Source organism: Amycolatopsis camponoti (assembly GCF_902497555.1).
GTDB lineage: Bacteria > Actinomycetota > Actinomycetes > Mycobacteriales > Pseudonocardiaceae > Amycolatopsis > Amycolatopsis camponoti.
This window is the reverse complement of sequence record NZ_CABVGP010000001.1, coordinates 3,059,984-3,081,506: the sequence shown is the minus strand read 5'-3', so window position 1 is coordinate 3,081,506 and position 21,523 is coordinate 3,059,984. Positions and strand designations below refer to the sequence as shown.

Sequence of the window (21,523 nt, the reverse complement as noted above, 5' to 3'; positions counted from 1 at the left end):
CTCACGGGTGCTGGTTCTGGAACAGGAACTGGACGCGCACCGAGCCGTCGAGCGGCACGACGACCGTGGCGCCGCTCGCCGACCACCGGTCGGCCACCAGGAACATCCGGTCCTTGCCGTGGATCAGCAGGCGCAGGTTCCGGTAGCGGTAGTGGAAGGTCTGCCCGTCGACGGACGGCAGCTTGGTCTCCTGGATGCCGGGGCTCCGGAGGAAGAGGCTTTCCTTGGTGTCGAGGATGACGCTGGGCAGCTTGTCCAGGCGGCTCGCCTCGTACATCGCGAGCCCGCGGCCGGACCACTGCGCGACAGTCGCGGTCGTCCAGAACGCGCTGACGGCGATCGCGACGTAGACGAGCGCGGCCGACACCCGGCGAAGCGGCGGCGACGCGGCGTCGTCCGGCGGCCGGCCCAGCCGCCGGACGAACGAGCCGTACCGGAACAGCGTGCCGCCGACGGCGATCAGCACCGGGGTCACGAGCCCGTACAGCCGCCAGTCGCGCACGAAGGCGTACCCCGACAGCAGCAGGAGCCCGGCGGCGAGCGCGACCAGGCCGGCCGCCTGGCCGCCGCGGCCCAGCCGGGTCGCCGGCCGGGCGGAGGCCGCGTCCCCGATCCGCCGCCGGACGGCCGCGTGCACCGCGACCGCGCCGGCACCGACCGCGGCGAACACCAGCAGCGGCGTGAGCAGCGGCTGCGGGCTGCGCATGATGTAGTCCTGCGTGCCCAGCCCGATCGTGTCGACATCGACGCCGAAGTACTCGTACTGCGACCGCGCGGAGACGTATCCGAAGTAGAACAACAGCGCGCTGAGCAGGGTCAGCGGCGGGATGACGGCCTTGCCCGCGTCGACGAAGCGCTCGAACCGGCCGGGACCCGCCTCGGGCACCGAAGTCACCCGGTCGCCGTGGTTTCGGGCGTCGGGGAGTCCGTCTGGTCGGGCCCCGTCTCGTCAGTCGCCGGCTCGCCGGGCCCCGACGGCTGGGTCAGGGGGACCGAGCCCGGCTGGACCTTGCCGCGGATGTCCCGGCACGAGCAGAGGTCCTTGCCCGAGAGGGTCAGCCGGGTGGCACCGCCGGTCCCGAGCGCCCTCACGGCGACCGAGCACTGGTCGCCGTTCGCGTGGAACGTGAACCCCACGCAGGCGGCTTCCTCACCGCAGCCGCCGCCGGCGCTGAAGACACCCCGCTTGTCGAAGCCGACTCCGGTGACCTTCACGCCCGAAGCGAGCGAGACGTCGGACAACCAGCCGACGGTGACGCACTGCTCCTGGGCGCCCTCGGGTCGCGCTCCCCCGCCGATCGGCAGCTGCGGGAGCGAAATCGCGACACCGTCGTCGCCGGATCTCGGCGTCTCCGGGCCGGTGGGCTCGGTGCTCGGCGCCGACATCGTCGTCGGCTCCCCGGTGGTCGAGCCCCCGGTATCGGGACCGGCGGGGTCCGAGCACCCGGCGGCGAGCACGGCGATCAGGACGAGACTGCTGGTGCGGAACGGGTTCATCGCGGCACCTCCTCGCCGTGCAGAGCCGCGGGAGAGCGCCGTGATACGCCCGGCGCCGGGCGTATCACGCGTTGACCACCACCTCTTCGGGAACGCGGGTTCGCGTCGTGAACCAGACGACCAGGGCGCAGAAAGCCAGCGCCGCGCCCAAGATCGACGAGCCCGGCCACCCCGCCGTGGCGAACAGCTTCGTGGTCGCCGCCGCTCCGAAGGCCGAACCCAGCGAGTAGAACACCATGTACGCGCCGATCGTGGTGCTGGGGCGGCCGGCGAACGCCGCCGTCAGGATGTGCTGGTTGCCGACGTGCACGACCTGTACCGCGAAGTCCAGCACCACCACGCCGGCGACCGGCACCACCAGCGACCAGCCCAGCTGCCCGAGCGCCGCCCACGAGCCGAGCAGCAGGGCCAGCGCGATGCCCGTGACCCGCCCCGCGTGGCCGGCGTCGCCCCAGCGGCCGGATCGGGCCGCTCCCCACGCCCCCGCGAGCCCGGCGAGGCCGAACAACCCGATCTGCGTTTCGCTCAGGTGCCACGGCTCGCCGGCCAACGGGAGGGCCAACCCGCTCCAGAGCGTGCCGAAGGACGCGAACAGGAAGAACGCGATCAGCCCACGGCTGAGGAACAGCGGCTGGGCGAACAACCCGAAGAACGATCGGATGATCCGGCCGTAGGGCTCGGCGACGGTCCGGACGTCCGCCGGCAGCGCGACGAGGCACAGCACGCCGAGGAGCACCGCGAGACCGGCCAAGGCGAAGTAGCTGCCGCGCCACCCCCACAGGTCCGCCAACGTCCCCGTGACGACCCGCGCGCCGAGGATGCCGGCCACCACCCCGGACGTCACGATGCCGAGGTCGCGTCCTCGCTCGGCCGGTGGCGAGAGCGACGCTGTGTACGCGACCGTCGTCTGTACCACCACCGCGAACATCCCCGCGATCGCGAGGCCGCCGAACGCCGGCCAGGCGACCGGCGCCGTCGCGGTGATCGCCGAGCCCACCGCCACCAGACCCAGGTGCCCGGCGATCAGGCGACGGCGGTCGAGGCGGTCGCCCAGGGGCACCAGCAGGACCAGCCCGGCCAGGTAGCCCAGCTGACCCACCGCCACGAACCAGCCGGCCGAGCCGCGCGGAACGCCCAGCGCGTCCCCCATCGGACCCAGGACCGGTTGCCCGGCGTAGACGCCGGCGACCGCGACGCCGCACACCACCGCCAGCAGCAGTCTCGTCCCGCGACCCACTACGCCTCCCGATTGGTTGCGATTTGCAACTCTTCGGAGAGTAGGTCAGAATGGTTTCATTACGCAACTCAGTGGAGCGGTGATGTGGACGGACCCGACCTGCCCGGTCGCGCGGACGGTGGACCTGATCGGCGATCGGTGGAGCCTGCTGATCGTCCGGGACGCGATGGACGGCGCGCGCTCGTTCACCGACTTCCAGCAGCGCACCGGCATCGCCCGCAACATCCTCGCCGACCGGCTCCGCAAGCTGACCGCGAACGGCTTGCTGACCCAGGTCGAAGCCCCGTCGGGCAAACGCCAGCAGTACGCGCTCACCGCCGCCGGCCAGGACCTCTTCGCCGTGATCGTCACGCTGCGCCAGTGGGGTGAGCGGCACGCTTTCGAGGCGGGCGAAGCGCATTCGGTCCTGGTCGACGAGCACGGCGCCGTCGTCCCGCCCGTCATCCCCACGGGCCCGGACGGGTCACCCCTGACCAGCGGCACGACCTCGGTGCGGAAGTGAGCCGAAGCGCTTGCCGAGCCACTCGGTGATCTCGGCGGCGGCCAGCTCGTTGCCCGTCGGCTCGCCGTCCGCGATGGCGCCGCCGAAGTGGAGGCCGCGGACCGTCGCCGTCGTCAGGTCGGAAGCGCCGAGGGATTCGATCATGCGCCGGGAGTCCGCCGGGAAGGCCGCCTGGTCGCCGGTCAGCTCGACGAACAGCGTCGGAACCGTGACGCCCGGGGCGCAGCGGACGAAGTCGGCGCGGGAGCTCAGACCGGACCACGTCGACAGCCACGCTTCGGGCGTGGAGAGGCGGCCGAAGCCGACCAGGCCGTAGTCGATGAGGTCGGGACGCTTGCCGAACAACGAGCCGTACGGGCGCTCGCTCGGATCCAGCGAGAGGTCGACCGTGCGCGGGTCGGCGTCGGTGCGGAACACCGTGATGACGCGGGGAGCCAGCGAACGGCGGCGATCTTCGGCCCGGCCGCCCGCCTTGAACGCCTTCCGCGCGGCCGCGGTACCGGCCAGGCAAGCGCGGGCGACCGCGTCGATGCGGGCGACGCGGTCGCGCTGCGCCGCGCGGTAGCGGCCGAGGAATTGCTCGGTGTAGGAGGAACTTCCGGGCGGCTCGGCGAAGCCGTTGGCCGGGGAGTAGGGGTCGAGTTCCGGGACCACCGACATCGGGTCCGTCTCGTCGGCCACCGACGGGTCGATGCAGGCCAGCAGGAGCCGGCCTTGACCGGGGTGCGGCGCCAGGAAGACGACACCGTCCGGCACCGGCATCTCCGCCTCGGCCAGCCGGGTCGGCCGTCCGCCGGGCGTGGTTTCGACGCGGTCCGGGCGGGCGGCCTGCTCGCAGTAGTACGCGAAGAGCGTGCCACCGCCCGAGTGACCCAGCAGCACCCGGGAGTCGAAACCCCGCCGCCGCAGGAAGACCTGCCCGGCGGCGACGTCGTGCAACGCCTGTTCGTGGACCAGGTTCAGGTCGTTGTTGACCGAGCGCGTGTGCTGCGTCCACACCGCGACCCCGGCCCGCAGCAGCAGCGGGACGAGCGGGTGGTGCGTCAGGTCCTGGCGCGGGTGCATCAGGGTCACGACGGTGGTGGCACCGGCCACAGTGGACAGTATGCCCCGCACGGTCGCGCCGTCGGCGGTGGTCAGCTCGTGCGGGGTGGAGGCCGGCCGCTCCCCCGCGACGACGTACCGGCCGGCGCCCAGCCGCTCGCTCACACCGGCTCCACGCGCAGCGCGTCCTTGTCGTGCTGGGTGATCCGGCTGCCGCGGGCGACGCCGGCGATGCACGAGTACCAGACGGCGTGGCGGCAGCCGGTCGCGCGCCGGTCGACCACGATCGGCCCCGGCGCACTGATCTCGAAGTACGGCCCGATCCGGCCGACCGTGACGGCGGGGTCTTCGGCGGCGATCTTGGCGATCGCGGTGTTCTCCGGGACGTCGAGGACGTACCACGTCGTCATCGCGCGGGCTCCCAGTCCGCCGCGTGCTCGACGATCAGCTCCGCCTTGCGCGCCAACAGCTTCCCGAACGTCGGCGCCGGTTCGGCGACGACGTCGAGCAGCGCGTCGATGGTCAGGTTCGCGTCCAGGTCCTCCTGGGGCGTCACCGGCCGCATCGCGCGGGTGATCTCGAACATGTAGCCGTTCGGGTCGTGGGTGTAGATCGACTCGATGGTCTCGTGCTGGATCTGCATCTCGACCGGCCAGTCGCTCGCGTCGAGCCGTCGCCGGTACTCCAGCAGGTCCGCTTCGTCGTTCACGTGGATCGCCAGGTGCCGCGACCGCACGAAGTACTCCGGGACGTCCTCGGCGAACCGCGCGTAGACGTCGCCCTTGGCGCCGGGCGCGCCGCCGACGCCGGGCTCGGCACCGAAGTAGTAGAAGAACGCGATCCGGTCGTCGTTGCCGATGTCGAAGAAGAAGTGGATGAAGTCGGGGTGGTTCTCCGGGCCCCAGCCGGCCGCGCAGATCGAGTGCACGACCGGGAACCCCAGCACGTCCCGGTAGAAGCGCACCGTGCCGGCGGGGTCGAAGGTGGGGAAGGCGACGTGGTCGACGCCCCGCACCCGGTGGTCCAGCTCGGTCATGACATACCTCCCGCGTTGTCGTGAGCTTCACGCTACGCGGGTGTCAACGCTTGAGTCAATATTCTGACGTCTGTGCCGAATACCACTCAGACGTCGAGGATGCGCTCCAGGTGGTCGAGGTCCTGACGCAGCATCTTCAACGCCGCCGCCGGCCCTTCGCCGTCGAGAACGTGCTGGTCGGCGCGCTGCAACGCCCCGACGGCCATGTCCGCGAGCTGCTCGACGACCACTTCGGCGGTGTCGCGGCCGCCGGGGTGGTACCACCACGCCACCCAGTTGCACATGCCGAGCACGCCCAGCGCCGCGACGCGGGCGTCGACCGGCCGGAACCGGCCCACGCGCACGCCGTCCTCGATGACTCCGGCGATCGTCTTGAGCACGGCGCGGCGGCCCTCGTCGTAGGCCTCGGTGAGCGCCGCGGGCAGCTCGGCCTCCGACCGGATGAGGAGCCGGAAGCGCTCGGGCTGCCGGACGCGGCGCCCGACGATGATCTCCACGATGCCGCGCAGCTTCGCCACCGGGTCGAGGTCGCGCGCCACCAGCTCGGTCAGCTCTTCCAGGGGCCCGTTGGTGACCTCGGTGACGAGCTTGGCGAGCAGCTCTTCCTTGCTCTTGACGTAGTAGTAGAGCGCGGGCCGCGTGATGCCCAGAGCGTCGGCGATGTCCTGCAGGCTCGTGCCGGCGAAGCCGCGCTCGGCGAAGAGCCGGGTGGCGTGCTCGTAGAGCTCGTTCTCCACCAGTTCCCGCCGCGCGGTGGTCGCCTTTTCGCGGGACCCGCCCCGCGGTGTGCTGCCGCTCATCCTCGTGATGGTAGAGGTCCCGCGAGCAGCCGCCCGGCTCCCGGCAGCCGCGGCGCGAGGTTCAAGCTCCGCAAGAGCGCGTACGCGCCGGCCGTGGCGGCCGACAGCACCGGCAGCCCGAACTCGGTCTCGGCGGGCTCGACCAGGTCCAGCGAGGGCATCTGGACGCAGGCGGAGATCACCAGGGCGTCCGCCTGGGCGAGGTCCAGGCCACGGGCGGCGGCCAGGACGCGCGCGCCGGGGATGCACCCGACCTCCGCGTTGTCCCCGACCTCCAAAGCGGCCCAATCCACGACGTCGAAGCCCTCGGCCCGCAGGTAGGCGACCACTTCCTCGGCCAGCGGACGCAGGTACGGCGTCACGAGGGCGATCCGCCGGGCACCGAGCGCACGCAGTCCCTCGACGAGCGCCCCCGCGCTGGACAGGACGGCCGGGTGCGCGTCGCGAGCCGCCAGCTGCTCGGTGACGGCCTTCTCCGTGCGCTCGTGCTCCCCCGCGCCCTGCGCCATCACCGCGACGAGACACGCGTAGAGCAGCGCGTCGACCCCCGCGTCGGCCAGCTCGTCGACGCAGCGTTCGCGTTGCGCGTTCATCGCGCGCAGCTCCTCCGGCGACACCTGGTGCATGCGCATCCGGCTGCTGTGGAAGGAAAACACCGCGGAAGGGTGGCGGGCGAGCAGCGCCGGGATCTCCGTCTCGACGGTGACGTTCGAGCTGGGGACGACGAGGCCGATCCGGTGCGGGGTCACGGGGCTTCTCCTTGTTCGATGGCGAGCTTCGCGGCGATCTCCGCCTGCAGCCGCTTCTTGTCCAGTTTTCCGACGAGGGTGCGGGGGATTTCGGGGACGATTTCGACGCGCTCCGGCCACTTGAACTTCGCCACGCCCAGCTCGGCGAAGTGCCGCTGGACCTCGGGCAGGTCCAGCGGCCCGCCGGCCACGAACGCGCACGTGCGCTCCCCCAGCCGCGGGTCGGGCATGGCCACGACGGCGGCCGCGGTCACGAGCGGGTGGCGCAGCAGGAGCAGCTCGACCTCTTCGGCGTTGATCTTCTCGCCGCCGCGGTTGATGACGTCCTTGATGCGGCCTTCGATCGAGACGTACCGCACGCCGTCGAGCACGCGCACCGCGGCGAGGTCGCCGGTGCGGTAGAAGCCGTCGGTGGTGAACGCGCGCGCGTTGTGCTCGGCGGCGTCGAAGTAGCCGCGCAGCGTGTACGGGCCGCGGCAGCACAGTTCGCCGATCTCGCCGTCCGGGACCTCGTCTTCGGTGCCCGGTTCGAGGACGCGGACTTCGTCCAGTTCGGACAGTGGGGTGCCGACGGTCGTGGCCCGCGCGGTCCGGGGCGCGCCGGGCCGGGTGGTGAGGAACAGGCCCTCCCCCATGCCGAACAGCTGCGCCGACCACAGGCCGCGCCGCTCGAGGTCGTCGAACAGCGCGGGCGGGACCTTGGTGCCGGACAGGACGATCTGGGTCAGCGCGGCCGCCGCGGCGGGGAACGCCGGGTGCCCGACGGCCCGGAAGTGCCCGTGTCCCAGCAGGAGGTGCGTCGCGGCTTCGCGCGCCAGCAACGGGAGCGACACGTCCAGGTCGGCGGTGCCGAGGATCAGCGCCGCGCCGACGCTGTGCGGCCCGTGCAGCGCGCAGACGATCCCGGCGTTGTGCACGATCGGGATCAGGTGGGCGACGCGGGTTTCCGGCGTCCAGCCCCACGACTGCGCGTAGGCCAGGGCGTTGTACCAGTACTCGGCGTGCAGCCGCGGGATCACCTTGGGCACGCCGGTGGTGCCGCCGGAGAGCTGGAACACCGCGACGTCGTCCGGGCCGATGCGCGCCTGGATCTCCTCGACGGTCTTGCGTGCGGCCCCCGCGTCGAGGTCCCGGCCGAGACCGTCGACGGCGATGCCGCGCGGGTCGTCGCCGAGCACCAGGACGTGCCGCAGGGTCGGGTGCCCGGCCCCCTGCTCGACGGCGAAACCGACGAGGTCGAACCCGCCGGTCTCGACGAGGTGCGCGACCGCGCCCACCCGGCGGCTGATCTCGCCGATCTCGTGCCCGCGGTGGGCCGCCAGAGTGCAGACGGGCACCAGACCCGCCTTGAGCACGCCGTACCAGGCGAGAACCGTGGGGAGCCGGTTGCCCGCCTGGAAGAGCACGGGGTCGCCCGGTTCGAGGCCGAGCCCGGCGAGACCGGCGGCCAGCAGGTCGGTGCGCTCGTCCAGCTCGCGGAAGGTGACCCGGCCGTCGAACGCGACGACGGCGTCGCGGTCCGGGTGCGCCAGCGCGATCCGGTGCAGCCGGTCGGCGATCGTGCGGGTGCCCCACAGGCCGCCGTCGCGGTAGGTGCGCACGGCCGCTTCCGGGTAGGCGACGACCTTGTCACCCCAGCTCACGCGGTCTCCTCGATCAGGTCGGTGCGGGCGCTGACCAGGCCCGCGGCCAGGTCGTCCCGCAGCGCCGCGGGTCCTTCCACCAGCACGATCCCACCGGCTTCGAGCCGGACGCGCTCGGCGAGGTCCAGCCGGGTGAGCAGGGCGCCGCGATCACCCGGGCCGGTGAACCGGAACCCGGCGGCCCCGCGCTCCCGCGCCGCACGAGCGCGAGCCACCACCGCGTCGCCAGCTTCGTCCCAAGGATCCTCCAGCACGTCATCGATGGTGACCAGGTCCGCGGGCGGCCGGTGCGCTCGATCCAGGACCCAGTCGACGAGCCCGTCCGCGGGCGGGGCCGTCCCGGCGTACTGGGTGAGCGCGGTCGCGACGAGGTCCGGACTGGTGGCCGCGAAGCGTTCCAGGGGAACGTTCCCGGCGCGGGTCATGTAGGCGACCATCAGCCGCTCGACCGGCAGGTGCAGCCGCGACGGGAACGACTCCCACCACAACCGGCTGCGCCGGGCGAGTTCCTGCAGCCGCTCGACGGCCGGGCGCCGGGCCGTTTCGTAGGCGGCGAACGCGCTCGGGAGGTCGCCGGCGATCCGGAGGGCCTCGACCAGGCCGATCGCGTCCTCCATGGCGAGCTTCGTGCCGGAGCCGATGGAGAAGTGCGCGGTGTGCGCGGCGTCGCCCAGCAGGACGGTGTTCCCGGCCGACCACCGTGCACAGTGGACGGTCCGGAACCGCAGCCAGCGCGTGCGGTTGCCGATCAGCCGGTGCCCGCGCAGAGGTTCGGCGAACGCGTCCTGCAGGTACCGCAGGGACACTTCGTCCGACGAGGTGTCCTCGACCTCGTGGTCGAAACCCGCCCGGCGCCAGGTGGCTTCGTCGGTCTCGATGAGGAACGTGCTGTGCCCGGTGCCGTACGGGTAGGCGTGCGTGACGAACACGCCGTGCTCGGTCCGCACCGGCTCGAACAGGGCGTCGTCCAGCGCGAAGCCGGCCCCGCACCACAGGTACAGGCCCCGCCCGGTGCCGATCCGGGCCCCGAACGGGCCCTGCTCGCGGGTCGCGCTGCCGACGCCGTCGGCGGCGACCACCAGATCGGCGTCGAGGTCGGCGACCGACCGGCGGCTCCCGAAGTTCAGCTCCACCCCGGCCTTCTCCGCGTGGCGCTGCAGGATCGCCAGCAACTCGGTGCGGGCGACCCCGACCAGGCGGTCGTTGCGGACCCGGGCGACCTCGCCGCCGACCCGCAGGGTCATGTCGTGCCGGCAGCCCGCGGCGACCAGGTCGCGCAGGGTGTCGGGGTCGGCGGCGGCCAGCTTGCGCTGGGTGCCCGCGGCCAGCCCGACGCCGAACCCGAAGGTGGTGTCCGGCTCCCCCTGCTCGTGCACGGCGACTTCGCAGGACGGAAACGCGAGCTTGAGCAGTCGCGCGGCGTAGAGCCCTCCGGGCCCTCCGCCCAGCACCGCGACCCGACGTGGCTGCATCCCGACCTCCTTGTTTGACAAGTTCGTCGACTATTTGACGTTATCGACGAGCGACCGTCAAGAGGGTTGACTCTTGTCACATGCGTTGAATAGTCTACGCCATAGTTAGTAGCTCAACCTGCGCAAAGGAGCGTGAGTCATGGCCTATGTCATCGGCGTGGACGTGGGCGGCACGTTCACGGACGCCGTTCTCGACGACGACGCCGGGACCGTGCTCGCCGCGAAGTCTCCCTCGACCCCGCCCGACTACTCCCGGGGCGTGCTCGACGTGCTCGGACTGCTGGCCGAGCAGCTCGGCAGGACCCTGCCGGAGATGCTGGCCGAGACCCACCACATCGCCCACGGGACGACGTCTTCGCTCAACGCGCTGGTGACGGGCAACGTGCCGCCGGTCGGGTTCCTCACCACCAAGGGCCATCGCGACTCGATCTTCATCATGAACGTCGAGGGCCGCTACCTCGGGCGCTCGCCGCACGAGCTGCAGAACGTGCTGGCACAGAAGAAAGACCACGGGCTCCTGCCGAAACGGCTCGCCCTCGAGGTGACCGAGCGGGTCGACCGCGACGGCGCCGTCGTCGTCCGGCTCGACGAGGACGAAACCCGCGCCACGATCCGCGCGCTGCTCGCCGACGGGGTCCGCGCGATCGCCGTCTCGCTGCTGTGGTCGTTCCGCAACCCGGTGCACGAACAGCGGATCCGTGAACTGATCCTCGAAGAGGACCCGGACGTCTTCGTCGCGCTGTCGTCGGAGGTGAGCCCGCGCATCCGCGAGTTCGCCCGCAACGCCACCACGATCATGAGCACGCAGATCGGCCCCGGCCTGCGCGACTACCTGACCACGCTGGAAGACACCCTGCGCGAGAACCGGCTTTCCGGGCCGCTGCTGGTGATGCAGAGCAACGGCGGCGCGGTCGCGGCCCGGGAGGCGCCGGCCGCGGCGATCAGCACCGTCGGGTCCGTGCTCACCGGCGGCGTGATCGGCTCGGTCGCGCTCGGCCGGCAGCTCGGGCACAAGGACATCATCTCCACCGACGTCGGCGGCACCACGTTCCTGGCCGGCCTGGTCGTCGACGGCGAACCGGTCCGCGACACCACGACCGTCATCAACCACCACCCGATCAATGTCCCCACCCTGCGGGTCGACGCGATCGGCTCCGGCGGCGGCGCGATCGCCTGGCTCGACGCCGGCGGCAACCTGCGCATCGGCCCGCACAGCGCCCAGGCGGTTCCCGGCCCGGCGTGCTACGGCAACGGCGGCACCGAGCCGACCAACACCGACGCCAACCTGGTGCTCGGCATCCTGCCGGAACGCGGGCTGCTCGGCGGCCGCAGGCCACTGTCGCTGGAGCTGGCCCGCGAAGCGATCGACACGCACATCGCGAAGCCGCTCGGCCTCACCGTCGAGGAAGCCGCGGCCGCGATCTACACCGTGCAGAACGCCCAGACCGGCGACCTGCTGCGCAAGACCGTCGTCGAAGCCGGGCACGACCCGCGCGGGTTCGTGCTCTACGCGTTCGGCGGCGCCGGCCCGGCGCACTGCGCGGGCTACGCGGCCGAAGTCGGGTGCACCGAGGTCGTCGTCCCGCTCGGGCCGGTCGCGTCGGCGTTCTCGGCGTTCGGGCTCGCGTCGTCGGACATCGTCCTCGCCGCCGAGCTGTCCGACCCGGTGAACGTCCCCTTCGACCCGCACCGCGCCGAGCGCAACTTCGACCGGCTGGAAGAGCGCGTCCGCGAAGGGCTGGACCGCCAGGGCCTGAAGTTCGAGAAGGTCGAGCTGTACCGAGAAATCGACATGCGGTACTCGATGCAGCTCGCCGAAGTCACGACGCCGGTCGTCGAGGGACCTCTTGACATGGCGGCGATCGAGGAAGCCGCGACCGGCTTCGAAGAGCGTTACGCGGCGCTGTACGGCAAGGACGCCGGGTTCCGCGAAGCCGGGATCCAGGCCATCACGTTCCGGGTCCGCGGCGTCGGCGTCCTGCCGTTCAGCCCGCGGCTGCCCGAAGTGCCGGCCGCGGACTCACCCGCAGCACCGGCCGGCACGAGGCTCGTGTGCCTCGACGCCGCTCTCGGGTACGTAGACACCGCCGTCTACGACTACGGCGAGCTCCGCAACGGCCACGTGCTGACCGGCCCCGCCATCGTCGAGGTCCCGACCACCACCGTCGTGGTCCCCGCCGGCTCCACCGGCACCGTCGACCACCTCGGCAACCTCACGATCAGGAGCGCCGCATGAGCATGCCCATTCCGGGTTCGGAGCAGTTCTCGAGCCGGCCCGTCGACCTCGGTGAGCTGCGGCGCTCGCTACCGTCCACTTTGGACGTCCACAGTGTCACGCAGGACCAGGTCGACGCCCTCGACCCGCTGACCTACGAGGTCATCCGGCACCGGCTGTGGTCGGTCACCGACGAGATGGGCGAGGCGCTCAAGCGCATGTCCGGCTCGCCGATCGTCACCGACGCCAACGACTTCGACTTCGCCATCTCCGACGAGCTCGGCCAGGAGGTGCAGGTCGGGCTCTACAACACGATGCTCGTCGGCGCGGTCGACCTCGCGATCTACTGGACGCTGCGCAACCGCGCGGCCAACCCGGGCATCGAGGCCGGCGACATGTTCCTCTGCAACGACCCGTGGGTCGGCGGCGGGCTGCACCAGAACGACGTGATCGTCTACCAGCCGGTGTTCCACGAGGGCAAGCTCTTCGCGTGGACCAGTGCCATCGCCCACCAGCCGGACCTCGGCGGCGTCGGGCTCGGCTCCTTCTCCCCCGCCGCCGAAGACGTCTTCTCCGAGTCGCTCCCGACCCCGCCGGTGAAGGTGGTCCGCGACGGGCGGCTGCAGCGCGACGTCGCCGACCTCTGGGTCCGCCGCTCGCGCGTGCCGATGCTCGTCGGGCTCGACCTGCGCGCGAAGATCGGCGCGAACAACGTCGGCGCCGAACGCCTGCACGCGCTGATCGAGCAGTACGGCCCCGACACCGTCAAGGCCGTCATGAAGCGGATGATGTCCGACGCCGAAAGCCGCCTGCGGGACAAGCTTTCCGCACTGCCGGACGGCTCCTGGTCGGCGACCGGCTACCAGGACCAGTCCCACGAAGGCGACCGCGGCCTGCACAAGATCACCGTCACCACCACCAAGACGGGTGACCACCTCACGTTCGACTTCACCGGCACCGACCCCCAGGCCGGCGTCATCAACTGCACGTACGCCGGCATGCGCGGCGGCGTGATGCTCGCGCTGCTGCCGATCCTGGCCGGGGACATCCCGTGGTCGGCGGGCGGGCTGATGCGCTGCTTCGACCTCGTCACCGAGGAGGGGACGCTCAACAACGCGACGTTCCCGGCGGCGGTCGGCCGCGGCCCGATCGGCCCGGCCTGGCTCACCGGCAACCTCATCGCCGAATGCCTCGCGCAGATGCTCGACCGGGACGTTTCGCTGGGCAAGAGCGTCCAGGCGACGTGCTGCGGGACGTGGGACACCGCGGTGATCGCCGGGCTGGACGAACGCGGCGAGGCGCCGGCGCCGTTCCTCAGCATCATCATGGAGCCGATGGCCGGCGGCTACGGCGCGCGCCCGGACGCGGACGGCATCGACACCGGCGGCCTGTTCTGCATCCCGATGGGCCGCGTCCCCGACGTCGAGATGACGGAGTTCCTCTACCCGGTGCTGACGTTGTGGCGGCGTGAGGTCCCCGACTCCGGCGGCCCCGGGCGGCACCGCGGCGGGCTCGGCGCGTCGATCGCGATGACCCCGCACGGCACGAGCGTCCCGATGGGGCTCGTGCTCGCGTCGGCGGGCAAGGCGATCGCGCAGAACGGCGGACTGGCGGGCGGTCACCCGGGCAACAGCGGCCTGGACGTCGTGGCCCGGCAGAGCCCGGTGGCCTCGCTGCTGGCGTCCGGGCGGATGCCATCCACAATGGACGAGCTGGGCTCGTCTCTGGAGCCCGGGCAGAACTACGCGTCGAGCTACCTCGCGCCCGGCGAGGTGTTCGCGATGACGTGGCAGGGTGGGGGCGGCTACGGCGACCCCCTCACTCGGGATCCGGCCGCCGTTCTCCGGGACCTGCGGGAGGCCAAGATCAGCCCCGCGGCGGCTGTCGACGTCTACGGCGTCGTCGTCCGCGAAGGGGTCGTGGACACGGCCGCGACGACGGCCGAGCGGTCCCGGCAGCGTGCAGTACGGCGCTCACGCTCGGCGGTGCCGGAGAAGCCACTGGGCAAGACGAGCCTGGCCGGCGCCCGCCGTCTCGACGACAACCTGGTCGAGCCCGCGGACGGCGGCCTGGCCTGCGGCCACTGCGGCGAGCACCTCCGCACGGCGGACGGCGAACCGGCGGTGGCGGTGCACGAGGGCCCACCCACGGAGGCCGGCCCCCAGATCATCGCGACGGCGGCCGACTACGTGGACGCCCCGGTGGTGTTCCGCCAGTACTGCTGCCCCTCCTGCTGGACGGCGGTGTACTCGGGCGTCGTCCCGGCGGACCACCCGAACTCCCTGCGGGCTCTCGGGCATCGCACCACGGCGGCGGCCGTCTGAGCGGTCGGCCGGCCCGCCGAGCCCTTATCGGGGCATGGCGGGCCGGTCGTGTTCGCGGGCCAGCAACCCCGAAATCGTCACCGCCAGCGTCCGCCCGACCAGCTCGGTGAAATCGACCCGCATGGCCGCCACCGCCGGGTCGCGCTCGTAGGCCGCCTTCATCGCCTCCGATGGCCGGCTGTGCGGCCACGCCGCCGCCGTCACGAGGGTGGCCGTGGCCACCAGGTCGTACGCCTCGCGCTCGCCGAACTCGGGCAGGTGGCGGCGGATCACCGCGATCAGCGACTCCATGGCGCCGAAGAGCGCGTGCTTGTGCTCGATCGCCGTCTCGGTGGAGACGTTGTGCTCCAGGACCGTCGCCTGGGAGCTGATCAGGTCGCACAGCACCGGCCGCCGGGCCAGTGACTCGGCCAGCTCGGCCGCCAGAGCGTCGCCGCGCTCGCGGGGGGTGCCTTCGGCCGGCGCCGAACCGGACAGCTCGGCGATCCAGTCGCGCAGGTGCCCGTCCAGCAGCTCCAGCAGGACCGCCTCCCGCGACTCGACGTACCGGACGATGTTCGCCTTGGCCAGGCAGACCCGGCGGCTCAGCTCGTTGAAACTCAGCTTGGCGACCGGCATCTCGGTCAGCATCTCGTCGGCCGTGGCCAGGATCGCGCGCCGCCGCTCGGCGCGCTGCTCGTCGGTGCGGGCGCGCTTGAAGTTCACCTCCCCATCTTACGTACCCCCGGTACGTTGTCAACGAACCGCCAGTACGTTATCGTGGGTGTCGTAACGTACCAGCGGTACTTAGAGAGGTGTGCGATGTACCAGGTTCCTGACCAGCACGGAAAGCTCGCCGTCGTGACCGGCGCCAACAGCGGGACCGGCAAGGAAACCGCCCGGCGCCTGGCCGCGGCCGGCGCCGACGTGATCCTCGCCGTGCGCACCCCCGAGAAAGGCGACCGGGCCCGCCGCGACATCCTCGCCGAGCACCCCGGCGCCCGGGTCGAGGTCCGGCGGATCGACCTGGCCGACCTGGCGTCGGTCCGCGAGTTCGCCGACGGGCTGGTCGACGGCGGCCGCCCCCTGGACCTGCTCGTCAACAACGCCGGCGTGATGACCCCGCCCCGCCGGCTGGAGACCGTCGACGGGTTCGAGCTGCAGATGGGCAGCAACTACCTGGGCCCGTTCGCGCTGACCGTGCGCCTGCTTCCGCTGCTGCTGGCCGCGCCGTCCTCCCGGGTGGCGACGATGAGCAGCGGCGTGGCCACCACCGGCCGGATCGATTTCGACGACCTGCAGTGGGAACGCGGCTACCGCCCGAACGGCGCCTACGCCCAGTCGAAGCTGGCCGACCTGATGCTGACGCTCCGGCTCTCGGACATCGCGGCCGAGCGCGGCTGGCCGCTCCTCTCGACCGGCGCCCACCCCGGCTACACCCGCACCAACCTGCAGACCGCCGGCCCGGGCCTGGACGGCCGCGGCCCCGGCCCGCTCACCTCGCTGGCGTTCAAGCTCGTGCCGTCGCAAGGGGTCGAGCGCGGCGCGGAGCCCCTGCTGTACGCGGCGACCAGCCCGGACGCGACGCCGGGCGGCTACTACGGACCCCGCTGGGGACTCGTCGGCCCGGTCAAGACCGCCAAGCCGACGCGACGCGCGCTCGACAAGGCGGTCGCCGAGCGGCTGTGGACGGAATCCGAACGCCTCACCGGCGTCTCGCTGCCCGCCCACGCCTGACCGGTCACCCGCGCAGCGCCGGTCCGATCCAGCGGCGGACGAGCACGCGGATCCCGTCGTCGGTCAGCGCCGGCGTCGAGGGGTACTGCAGGTACGACAGGAACAGGCGCATGAGGACTTCCGCCAGCCCCTCGAAGTCCTCATCGGTGCGGACACCGACGGCGGTCCAGTCCACCGGGACGTTCCGGAGAATCCTTGCGCCGTAGGAGAAAGCCAGCGGCGAGATCACCCCGACAGTGAAGAAATCGGCTTCGCCCGCCTGCAGGAGCAGACCCAGGTGGGGCTCGCCGGGCAGCGTCCGGACCGCGAACACCACGGACTCCACGGCGACCTCGACCGGGCTGCCGAACGACGCCAGGTGGCGCTCCATCCGCCCGGCGAACTCCTCGACGCCGGCCAGGGCGACCGCGCGCAGGATGTCGTTGAGGCTCGGGAAGTAGCGGTAGACGGTCTGCCGCGTCACCCCGGCCTCGGCGGCGACGTCGGAGAGGCTGGTCTTGGCGAGGCCGGCGCGGTCGAGGCACGCCGTCGCCGCGTCGACGATCCGGCGGCGTGCCTCGTCTTCGGTGCCGGGTGGGTTGCCCCGCCAGCCGTGGTGCCCCATGCGCCTCATCTTCCCCGACCGGACGGCGTCAGCCGGGAGCAGGGGCCCGCTCGTTCCGGTACAGCGCGACCAGCACGAGCCCGGCCGCGGCGAAGCACGCGAGCACGTAGGGAACGCTCCCGGCCGGGCCGTCGCCGTCCGCGATCAGCCAGAACACCGCCAGCACACCCAGGTAGGCGGCCGGGTAGACCCGCGCGAAGGCGGACGGCGGCGGGCGGTCCGCCCGGCCGGTGGCGATGATCCAGGCACCCGCGATCCAGACCAGGGCCAGCTCGACGCCGAGGATCCAGGCCTGCACGGCGGTGTCGCCGTCGAAAAGGCTCGACGGGATGCCCGCGATCGCCATCGTCGGCGGGGTCAGCACCCCGGCCACCACCGTGCGCCAGGCCAGCGACCAGCCGCGGTGGGGGCCGCCGGCCAGCCGCGAGACCAGGTAGGTCAGGGCACCGAACGAGACGGACGCGAACAGCAGCATGCTCGTCATCGGCACCGACGCCAGCGCCGGGTGGTTGACGATCCGGTTGCCCGGGTTCCACGCCCACCACTTCAGCCGCGGGCCGAGCTGGTCGAAGACCTCGTAGAACACCTGACAGACGAAGGCGACGGCCACCGAGCCGGCGAGCGGGCCCCTTCCCCGGAAGATCCCGAGCGCCCGCACGACCTCGTAGGCGAGCTGGCTGAACGCCGGGTAGAACGCCACGATGTAGAGCGGCAGCCGATCCGCCATGAACTGCACGGTGAACTCGTTGTGGGCGAAGATGAAGCCGTACAGCTTGTCGAGCCCGAACCACTCCGGGAAGTAGAGCGGCGGCTCGGTGACGAAGAGGTAGACCAGCGAAGCCCACCACAGCGCCAGGTTGACCGGATCGCCCGCGCGGTACCGGCGGACGGCGTGGACCAGCGCGAAGACGGCCGCGCCGACGATGAGCAGTTCGAGCAGCGGCATCGTCCAGTGCGCGGGCGCCCAGGGCCAGCGGACCGAGACGACCGGGGCGACGTCGTGGCAGTCGAAGCCGAGCCCGCGGGTGAGGGCGTCGGCCTCCGGCCCGCACGCCGCGGTCATCGCGCGGTCGCCGTCGAATAGTCCGTGGCGGGCGGTTCGGCCTGGGCGTCGAAGTCGAACGGGACCCGGTGCCGTCCCAGTGCCGCGAGGAAGCGGTAGCGCACGAGCCCGGCGAGCACGCGGGGGTTGCGCAGCATGTCCCCCAGCGACTCGTCGAGGTTGAACACCTTGGCGAAGTGCTCGTCGACGACGTCGTCCTCCCGGGCGGCGCCGACGATGAGGCTGAACGCGGGCGCGGAGACGGCCGCGAGGATCCGCCGCTTCCACTCGCGTGGCTTCTCGGTGCCCTCCGCGCACTCGTAACCCTGGTCCCGCGCCATCGCCAAGCTCCACGGCACGGCGAGCAGCTTCCGTTGGGCGGCAAGGAACTTCGCGGAGAACCGCGCGTCGAGTCCTCGTGCGCGGTCGAGGTGTTCGCGCAGCAGCAGCGCCGAACCCGCCGCAGAGCTGATGCCCTGGGCGTAGAACGGGTTGAACGCGCAGATCGCGTCGCCGACGAAGACGAGCCCTTCCGGCGGGGTGCGCAGGCGGTCGTAGCGCCGCCACTTGTTGCCCGTCGAGCGGGTCAGGTGAACTTCCGAGGTGGGTTCGCACCGGTCCATCGCGGCCGCGAACATCGGCGTCCGGACGCGCCGGGCCGTCTCGACGAACGCGTCGGTCGTGCGCGGCATCTCCAGGCCCCACGACCCCATGCAGGCGATGACCCGATTGCCTTCGACCGGGAAGAAGTTGACCAGGTACTCGTGTTCGGCGGGGTGCTCGCCCTTGTCCGGCGTCGGCATGATCACCAGGTGGCGCCACCACCAGGTCGCGGGCCGCGGCGCCGGCAGCTCGTACCAGCGCGAGGTGTAGGTGACCTTGGCGTCGAGCGTGCGGACCTCGGGCTCCGGCCAGCCCGCGGCCACCAGCCAGGCGCTCACGGAGGAGCCGCGGCCCATCGCGTCCACGACGAGGTCGGCCTCGAAATGGCCGCCGTCGGTGTCGACGCCGGTGATCCGGCCGTCCCGCGTGGTCAGGCCGGTGACCGCGGCGCCTTCGCGGATCACGACGTTGGCCAGCTCGCGCACCTTGTCGCGCAGCACGCGTTCGATGAGGATCCGCGAGCTGTAGACCATGGTCATGGCACTGCGTTTGCGGGCCGACCAGCCTTCGCCGTCGAGGTAGGCGGCGTCCATGGACGGCATCAGGTGCAGCCCACCGGCGGCGATGAGGTCGTCCTCGAAGCCGTCGAACAGCGCCCCGATCGCGCGCCGGCCCGAATTGAGGAGGAAGTGCGGGTGCTTGCTCTGCGGCACTCCGCGGCGGTGCTCGGCTCCGGCGGGCAGCTCGTCGCGTTCGAGCACGACGACCTGGTCGAAGTACGGCGCGAGCGCACCGGCGGAACACAGACCGGCGGCGCTGCCGCCGAGGACGACGGCGGTCTTGCCGAGCCGCATGCGGATCAACTCCCCACGTCGAATCATACAAAGTGACGACGAATGTATGAATGAGGGAGCGTGAGTGTCAAGGCTCCGATCGGAGGCGCGAAGCTAGGGCGCCGGCGGCGAACTCACCCGGAGGACGGTGCCGTCCGGGTCGAGCAGGCGCATCTCGTACATCCCCCACGGCCGCACGAACGGCGGCTCGGCGATGTCCGCACCCCGTCCGCGCCACTCCCGGAACAGCGCGTCGACCTGCCCGGCCGTGTGGACGTCCAGGTGCAGGCGAGTGGTGTGCGCGCCGGCGGCCTGGGTCAGCATGATCTGGACGCCGTCCCGTTCGACCATCGCCGTTCCCGGCTCGTGCGGCTCGCCTTCGCTCAGGAACCGGGCCCGCGGATCGGACCACCGCCAGCCGATCCGGAAGCCCAGCAGGCCGCTGTAGAAGTCGAGGCTGGTGCCGAGGTCACTGACCAGGAGGTTGGGCCGGCAGGCGAAGATCGCCGGCCCGGCGGCGTGCCGGTTCTCCGCCAGGAGGCCGAACAGGAGGTCGTCGGTCCACTCGCCTTTGAGCCAGGTGTGCCGGCGTCGTACGCCTTCCCGGGTGAATCCGAGGCGCTCCAGCAACCGCGCCGACGCCGTGTTCCGCGCGTCGCACTCCGCCGACACCCGGCGCACGCCGGTGGCGAACACCCGGTCCAGCACGCACTGCACCGCTTCGGACGCGTAGCCGTTCCCCTGGTGGGCCCGGGCGATCGTGAAGCCCACCTCGGCCTGCTTCCGGTTGCCCGCCAAGCGGATCCCGACGTCCCCGATCAGGACACCGTCCCGCTCCACGGCGTACTGGAACCAGCCGGGCTTGCCCTCCACGGCGGTGGCGAACTCGTGCACGAGCCGCCGGGCGGCCGCCTCCGGCACCGGTGCGTCCCACCCCTGGTAGCGGGCCACCTCGGGATCCGACCGGTACGCGGTGAACGCGGCTACGTCACCGGCGGCGAAGCGCCGCACGACCAGCCGCTCGGTCCGGGCCGGCAGGTCGCCCACGGCGGTCAGCGCGCGGAACCGTGCGAACCGCGGATGCGCAGCCCGTCCGACTCGATGATCAGCTCCGTCGGGCAGTCGTTCACGCCGACGCCGGCGAACCGGAACGGCTCGCGGCCGGCACCCACCAGAGTCGTCGTGCCGTTCTTCTCCTCGAGCCGCACCGTCCGGGGACCCGATCGGGTGTCGAAGACGTGCAGGCTGCCGAAGGAAGCCTCGAGATCCGGCCACGAACGGGGACCGCCCAGGACGACGGACGGCAGCGGCTGGGGCTCCCCGTCGAGGAGGACCTCCATCCGCCCGGACTCGCCGGTGTCGATCCGCAGGCCCGTCTGCTCCTCACTGTCGAGCGTGAGTTCGACGTACCCGCCGCGGGGGGCGGTTTCGCGGATTTCGAGCTCGCCGCCCGGCCGGACCAGGAACTCCGCCGGGTAGCGGGCCACGAGAGCCAGGAGCGGGTGGCGCAGGCCGTTGACGATGCGGATCGACTTCACCCGCTGCGCTGTCGATTCGGTCAACGGACAAACCCTTCGGAGTGGCTGGGGAACCGGCCGATCCTACCTCCGCCGCCCGGCTCTTCCGCGCAACCCTAGGGGTATCCGTAGGGGGATCGTGACGCTGGTGCGGAGTACGCAACGACCGGCGCCGGCGGGCCGGGTCAGCGGCGTCCGCGGCCCCGCGTGCCGGGCGCTCGCCGCGGGCGCGGAGCGAGTTCGGGCGCGTCGTCGTCGAAGTCATGGTCATCGTCGTCGGAAGGCGGCGAGGTGTACGCCGGCTGCCGGAACAGGCTGCCGTACCGGTCGGCCTGGGGCGCGGTGCGCGCTCCGGGGCGGGATTCTTCGGTGACGGGGTGGCTGAACAGCGAACTGTCCATTGTGGAAGAAGTGATCGGGGATCCTTTCGTGGAAACCGGCGAAGACGGCGTGATCGACCGTCGGAGCCGGTGGATGGAGGCCGAGGAAGGCGCAGGATTCGACACACTCGCGCACGAAGTACTCTCGGACACCACTGAGCGTACACCACGCCTTCGCGGAGCGTGCCGGGACCGGTCCTGATCCACAGTGGACGCCGACGGAACCGTCCGGCTCTTCGCGGGGTGGGCAGGCTCCCCTGCGAGCCGCATCACTTCCCCGTCGTTTCGCCTGACGCCGAAACCATGAGC

The 21,523-nt window shown here is 71.9% G+C and carries 21 protein-coding genes; 4 read left to right on the top strand and 17 right to left on the bottom strand.

Annotated elements, in window-relative coordinates; genetic code table 11:
• Position 1: 1 nt before the first annotated feature.
• The 3 genes from AA23TX_RS14630 to AA23TX_RS14620 form a co-directional block, all read right to left on the bottom strand.
• Entirely contained in the window at positions 2–886 is an 885-nt protein-coding gene (locus AA23TX_RS14630) for a hypothetical protein (protein WP_155543070.1), read from the bottom strand.
• Positions 887–891: 5 nt separating this feature from the next.
• Entirely contained in the window at positions 892–1,497 is a 606-nt protein-coding gene (locus AA23TX_RS14625) for a hypothetical protein (protein ID WP_155543069.1), read from the bottom strand.
• Positions 1,498–1,561: 64 nt separating this feature from the next.
• Positions 1,562–2,734 (bottom strand): MFS transporter, encoded by a 1,173-nt coding sequence (locus AA23TX_RS14620; RefSeq protein WP_155543068.1) that lies wholly within the window; start codon positions 2,732–2,734, stop codon positions 1,562–1,564.
• Positions 2,735–2,816: 82 nt separating this feature from the next.
• Here AA23TX_RS14620 and AA23TX_RS14615 point away from each other — a divergent pair, with 82 nt between their 5' ends.
• Positions 2,817–3,236, top strand: coding sequence for a winged helix-turn-helix transcriptional regulator (locus AA23TX_RS14615; RefSeq protein ID WP_155543067.1), 420 nt, complete (start codon positions 2,817–2,819; stop codon positions 3,234–3,236).
• On the opposite strand, the gene AA23TX_RS14610 is transcribed toward AA23TX_RS14615, so the two are convergent.
• The 7 genes from AA23TX_RS14610 to AA23TX_RS14580 form a co-directional block, all read right to left on the bottom strand.
• Positions 3,198–4,445, bottom strand: a complete 1,248-nt coding sequence (locus AA23TX_RS14610) for an alpha/beta fold hydrolase (protein WP_155543066.1) — start codon at positions 4,443–4,445, stop codon at positions 3,198–3,200. The two genes, AA23TX_RS14615 and AA23TX_RS14610, sit on opposite strands and share 39 nt — an antisense overlap.
• A complete protein-coding gene (locus tag AA23TX_RS14605; protein ID WP_155543065.1) occupies positions 4,442–4,690 on the bottom strand; it encodes a hypothetical protein in 249 nt (82 codons plus the stop codon). Before AA23TX_RS14605 ends, AA23TX_RS14610 begins: the two co-directional genes overlap by 4 nt.
• Positions 4,687–5,316 (bottom strand): VOC family protein, encoded by a 630-nt coding sequence (locus AA23TX_RS14600; protein ID WP_155543064.1) that lies wholly within the window; start codon positions 5,314–5,316, stop codon positions 4,687–4,689. The genes AA23TX_RS14605 and AA23TX_RS14600 overlap by 4 nt, the downstream gene beginning before the upstream one ends.
• 86 nt (positions 5,317–5,402) lie before the next feature.
• Positions 5,403–6,116 carry a TetR/AcrR family transcriptional regulator gene (locus tag AA23TX_RS14595; RefSeq protein WP_155543063.1) on the bottom strand — a complete coding sequence of 238 codons (714 nt, stop codon included), beginning with the start codon at positions 6,114–6,116 and terminating at the stop codon, positions 5,403–5,405.
• Positions 6,113–6,865 (bottom strand): maleate cis-trans isomerase family protein, encoded by a 753-nt coding sequence (locus AA23TX_RS14590; RefSeq protein ID WP_155543062.1) that lies wholly within the window; start codon positions 6,863–6,865, stop codon positions 6,113–6,115. The genes AA23TX_RS14595 and AA23TX_RS14590 overlap by 4 nt, the downstream gene beginning before the upstream one ends.
• A complete protein-coding gene (locus AA23TX_RS14585) occupies positions 6,862–8,508 on the bottom strand; it encodes a (2,3-dihydroxybenzoyl)adenylate synthase (RefSeq protein WP_155543061.1) in 1,647 nt (548 codons plus the stop codon). The genes AA23TX_RS14590 and AA23TX_RS14585 overlap by 4 nt, the downstream gene beginning before the upstream one ends.
• Positions 8,505–9,980, bottom strand: coding sequence for an FAD-dependent monooxygenase (locus tag AA23TX_RS14580; RefSeq protein ID WP_155543060.1), 1,476 nt, complete (start codon positions 9,978–9,980; stop codon positions 8,505–8,507). The genes AA23TX_RS14585 and AA23TX_RS14580 overlap by 4 nt, the downstream gene beginning before the upstream one ends.
• A 139-nt stretch (positions 9,981–10,119) precedes the next feature.
• On the opposite strand from AA23TX_RS14580, the gene AA23TX_RS14575 reads away from it, so the two are divergent.
• A complete protein-coding gene (locus tag AA23TX_RS14575; protein ID WP_155543059.1) occupies positions 10,120–12,216 on the top strand; it encodes a hydantoinase/oxoprolinase family protein in 2,097 nt (698 codons plus the stop codon).
• Entirely contained in the window at positions 12,213–14,519 is a 2,307-nt protein-coding gene (locus AA23TX_RS14570; RefSeq protein WP_155543058.1) for a hydantoinase B/oxoprolinase family protein, read from the top strand. The genes AA23TX_RS14575 and AA23TX_RS14570 overlap by 4 nt, the downstream gene beginning before the upstream one ends.
• Positions 14,520–14,543: 24 nt before the next feature.
• Here the strand turns inward: AA23TX_RS14570 and AA23TX_RS14565 are convergent, their stop codons facing one another.
• Positions 14,544–15,224, bottom strand: coding sequence for a TetR/AcrR family transcriptional regulator (locus tag AA23TX_RS14565; RefSeq protein ID WP_155543057.1), 681 nt, complete (start codon positions 15,222–15,224; stop codon positions 14,544–14,546).
• Between the two features lie 96 nt (positions 15,225–15,320).
• Between AA23TX_RS14565 and AA23TX_RS14560 the strand changes: the two genes are divergently transcribed.
• Positions 15,321–16,235 carry an SDR family oxidoreductase gene (locus AA23TX_RS14560; RefSeq protein WP_155543056.1) on the top strand — a complete coding sequence of 305 codons (915 nt, stop codon included), beginning with the start codon at positions 15,321–15,323 and terminating at the stop codon, positions 16,233–16,235.
• A gap of 4 nt (positions 16,236–16,239) precedes the next feature.
• On the opposite strand, the gene AA23TX_RS14555 is transcribed toward AA23TX_RS14560, so the two are convergent.
• From AA23TX_RS14555 to AA23TX_RS14530, 6 genes are all read right to left on the bottom strand, one after another.
• A complete protein-coding gene (locus AA23TX_RS14555) occupies positions 16,240–16,839 on the bottom strand; it encodes a TetR/AcrR family transcriptional regulator (RefSeq protein WP_155543055.1) in 600 nt (199 codons plus the stop codon).
• Positions 16,840–16,867: 28 nt separating this feature from the next.
• Entirely contained in the window at positions 16,868–17,902 is a 1,035-nt protein-coding gene (locus AA23TX_RS14550; protein WP_155543054.1) for a hypothetical protein, read from the bottom strand.
• A complete protein-coding gene (locus AA23TX_RS14545; protein WP_155543053.1) occupies positions 17,899–19,338 on the bottom strand; it encodes an FAD-dependent oxidoreductase in 1,440 nt (479 codons plus the stop codon). The genes AA23TX_RS14550 and AA23TX_RS14545 overlap by 4 nt, the downstream gene beginning before the upstream one ends.
• A gap of 93 nt (positions 19,339–19,431) precedes the next feature.
• On the bottom strand, positions 19,432–20,364 hold the full coding sequence (locus AA23TX_RS49580; RefSeq protein ID WP_196425320.1) for a GNAT family N-acetyltransferase: 933 nt from the start codon (positions 20,362–20,364) through the stop codon (positions 19,432–19,434).
• A gap of 5 nt (positions 20,365–20,369) precedes the next feature.
• Positions 20,370–20,879, bottom strand: a complete 510-nt coding sequence (locus AA23TX_RS14535) for a hypothetical protein (RefSeq protein ID WP_155543052.1) — start codon at positions 20,877–20,879, stop codon at positions 20,370–20,372.
• A 140-nt stretch (positions 20,880–21,019) separates the two neighbouring features.
• Positions 21,020–21,235 carry a hypothetical protein gene (locus tag AA23TX_RS14530; RefSeq protein ID WP_155543051.1) on the bottom strand — a complete coding sequence of 72 codons (216 nt, stop codon included), beginning with the start codon at positions 21,233–21,235 and terminating at the stop codon, positions 21,020–21,022.
• Between the last annotated feature and the right edge of the window lie 288 nt (positions 21,236–21,523).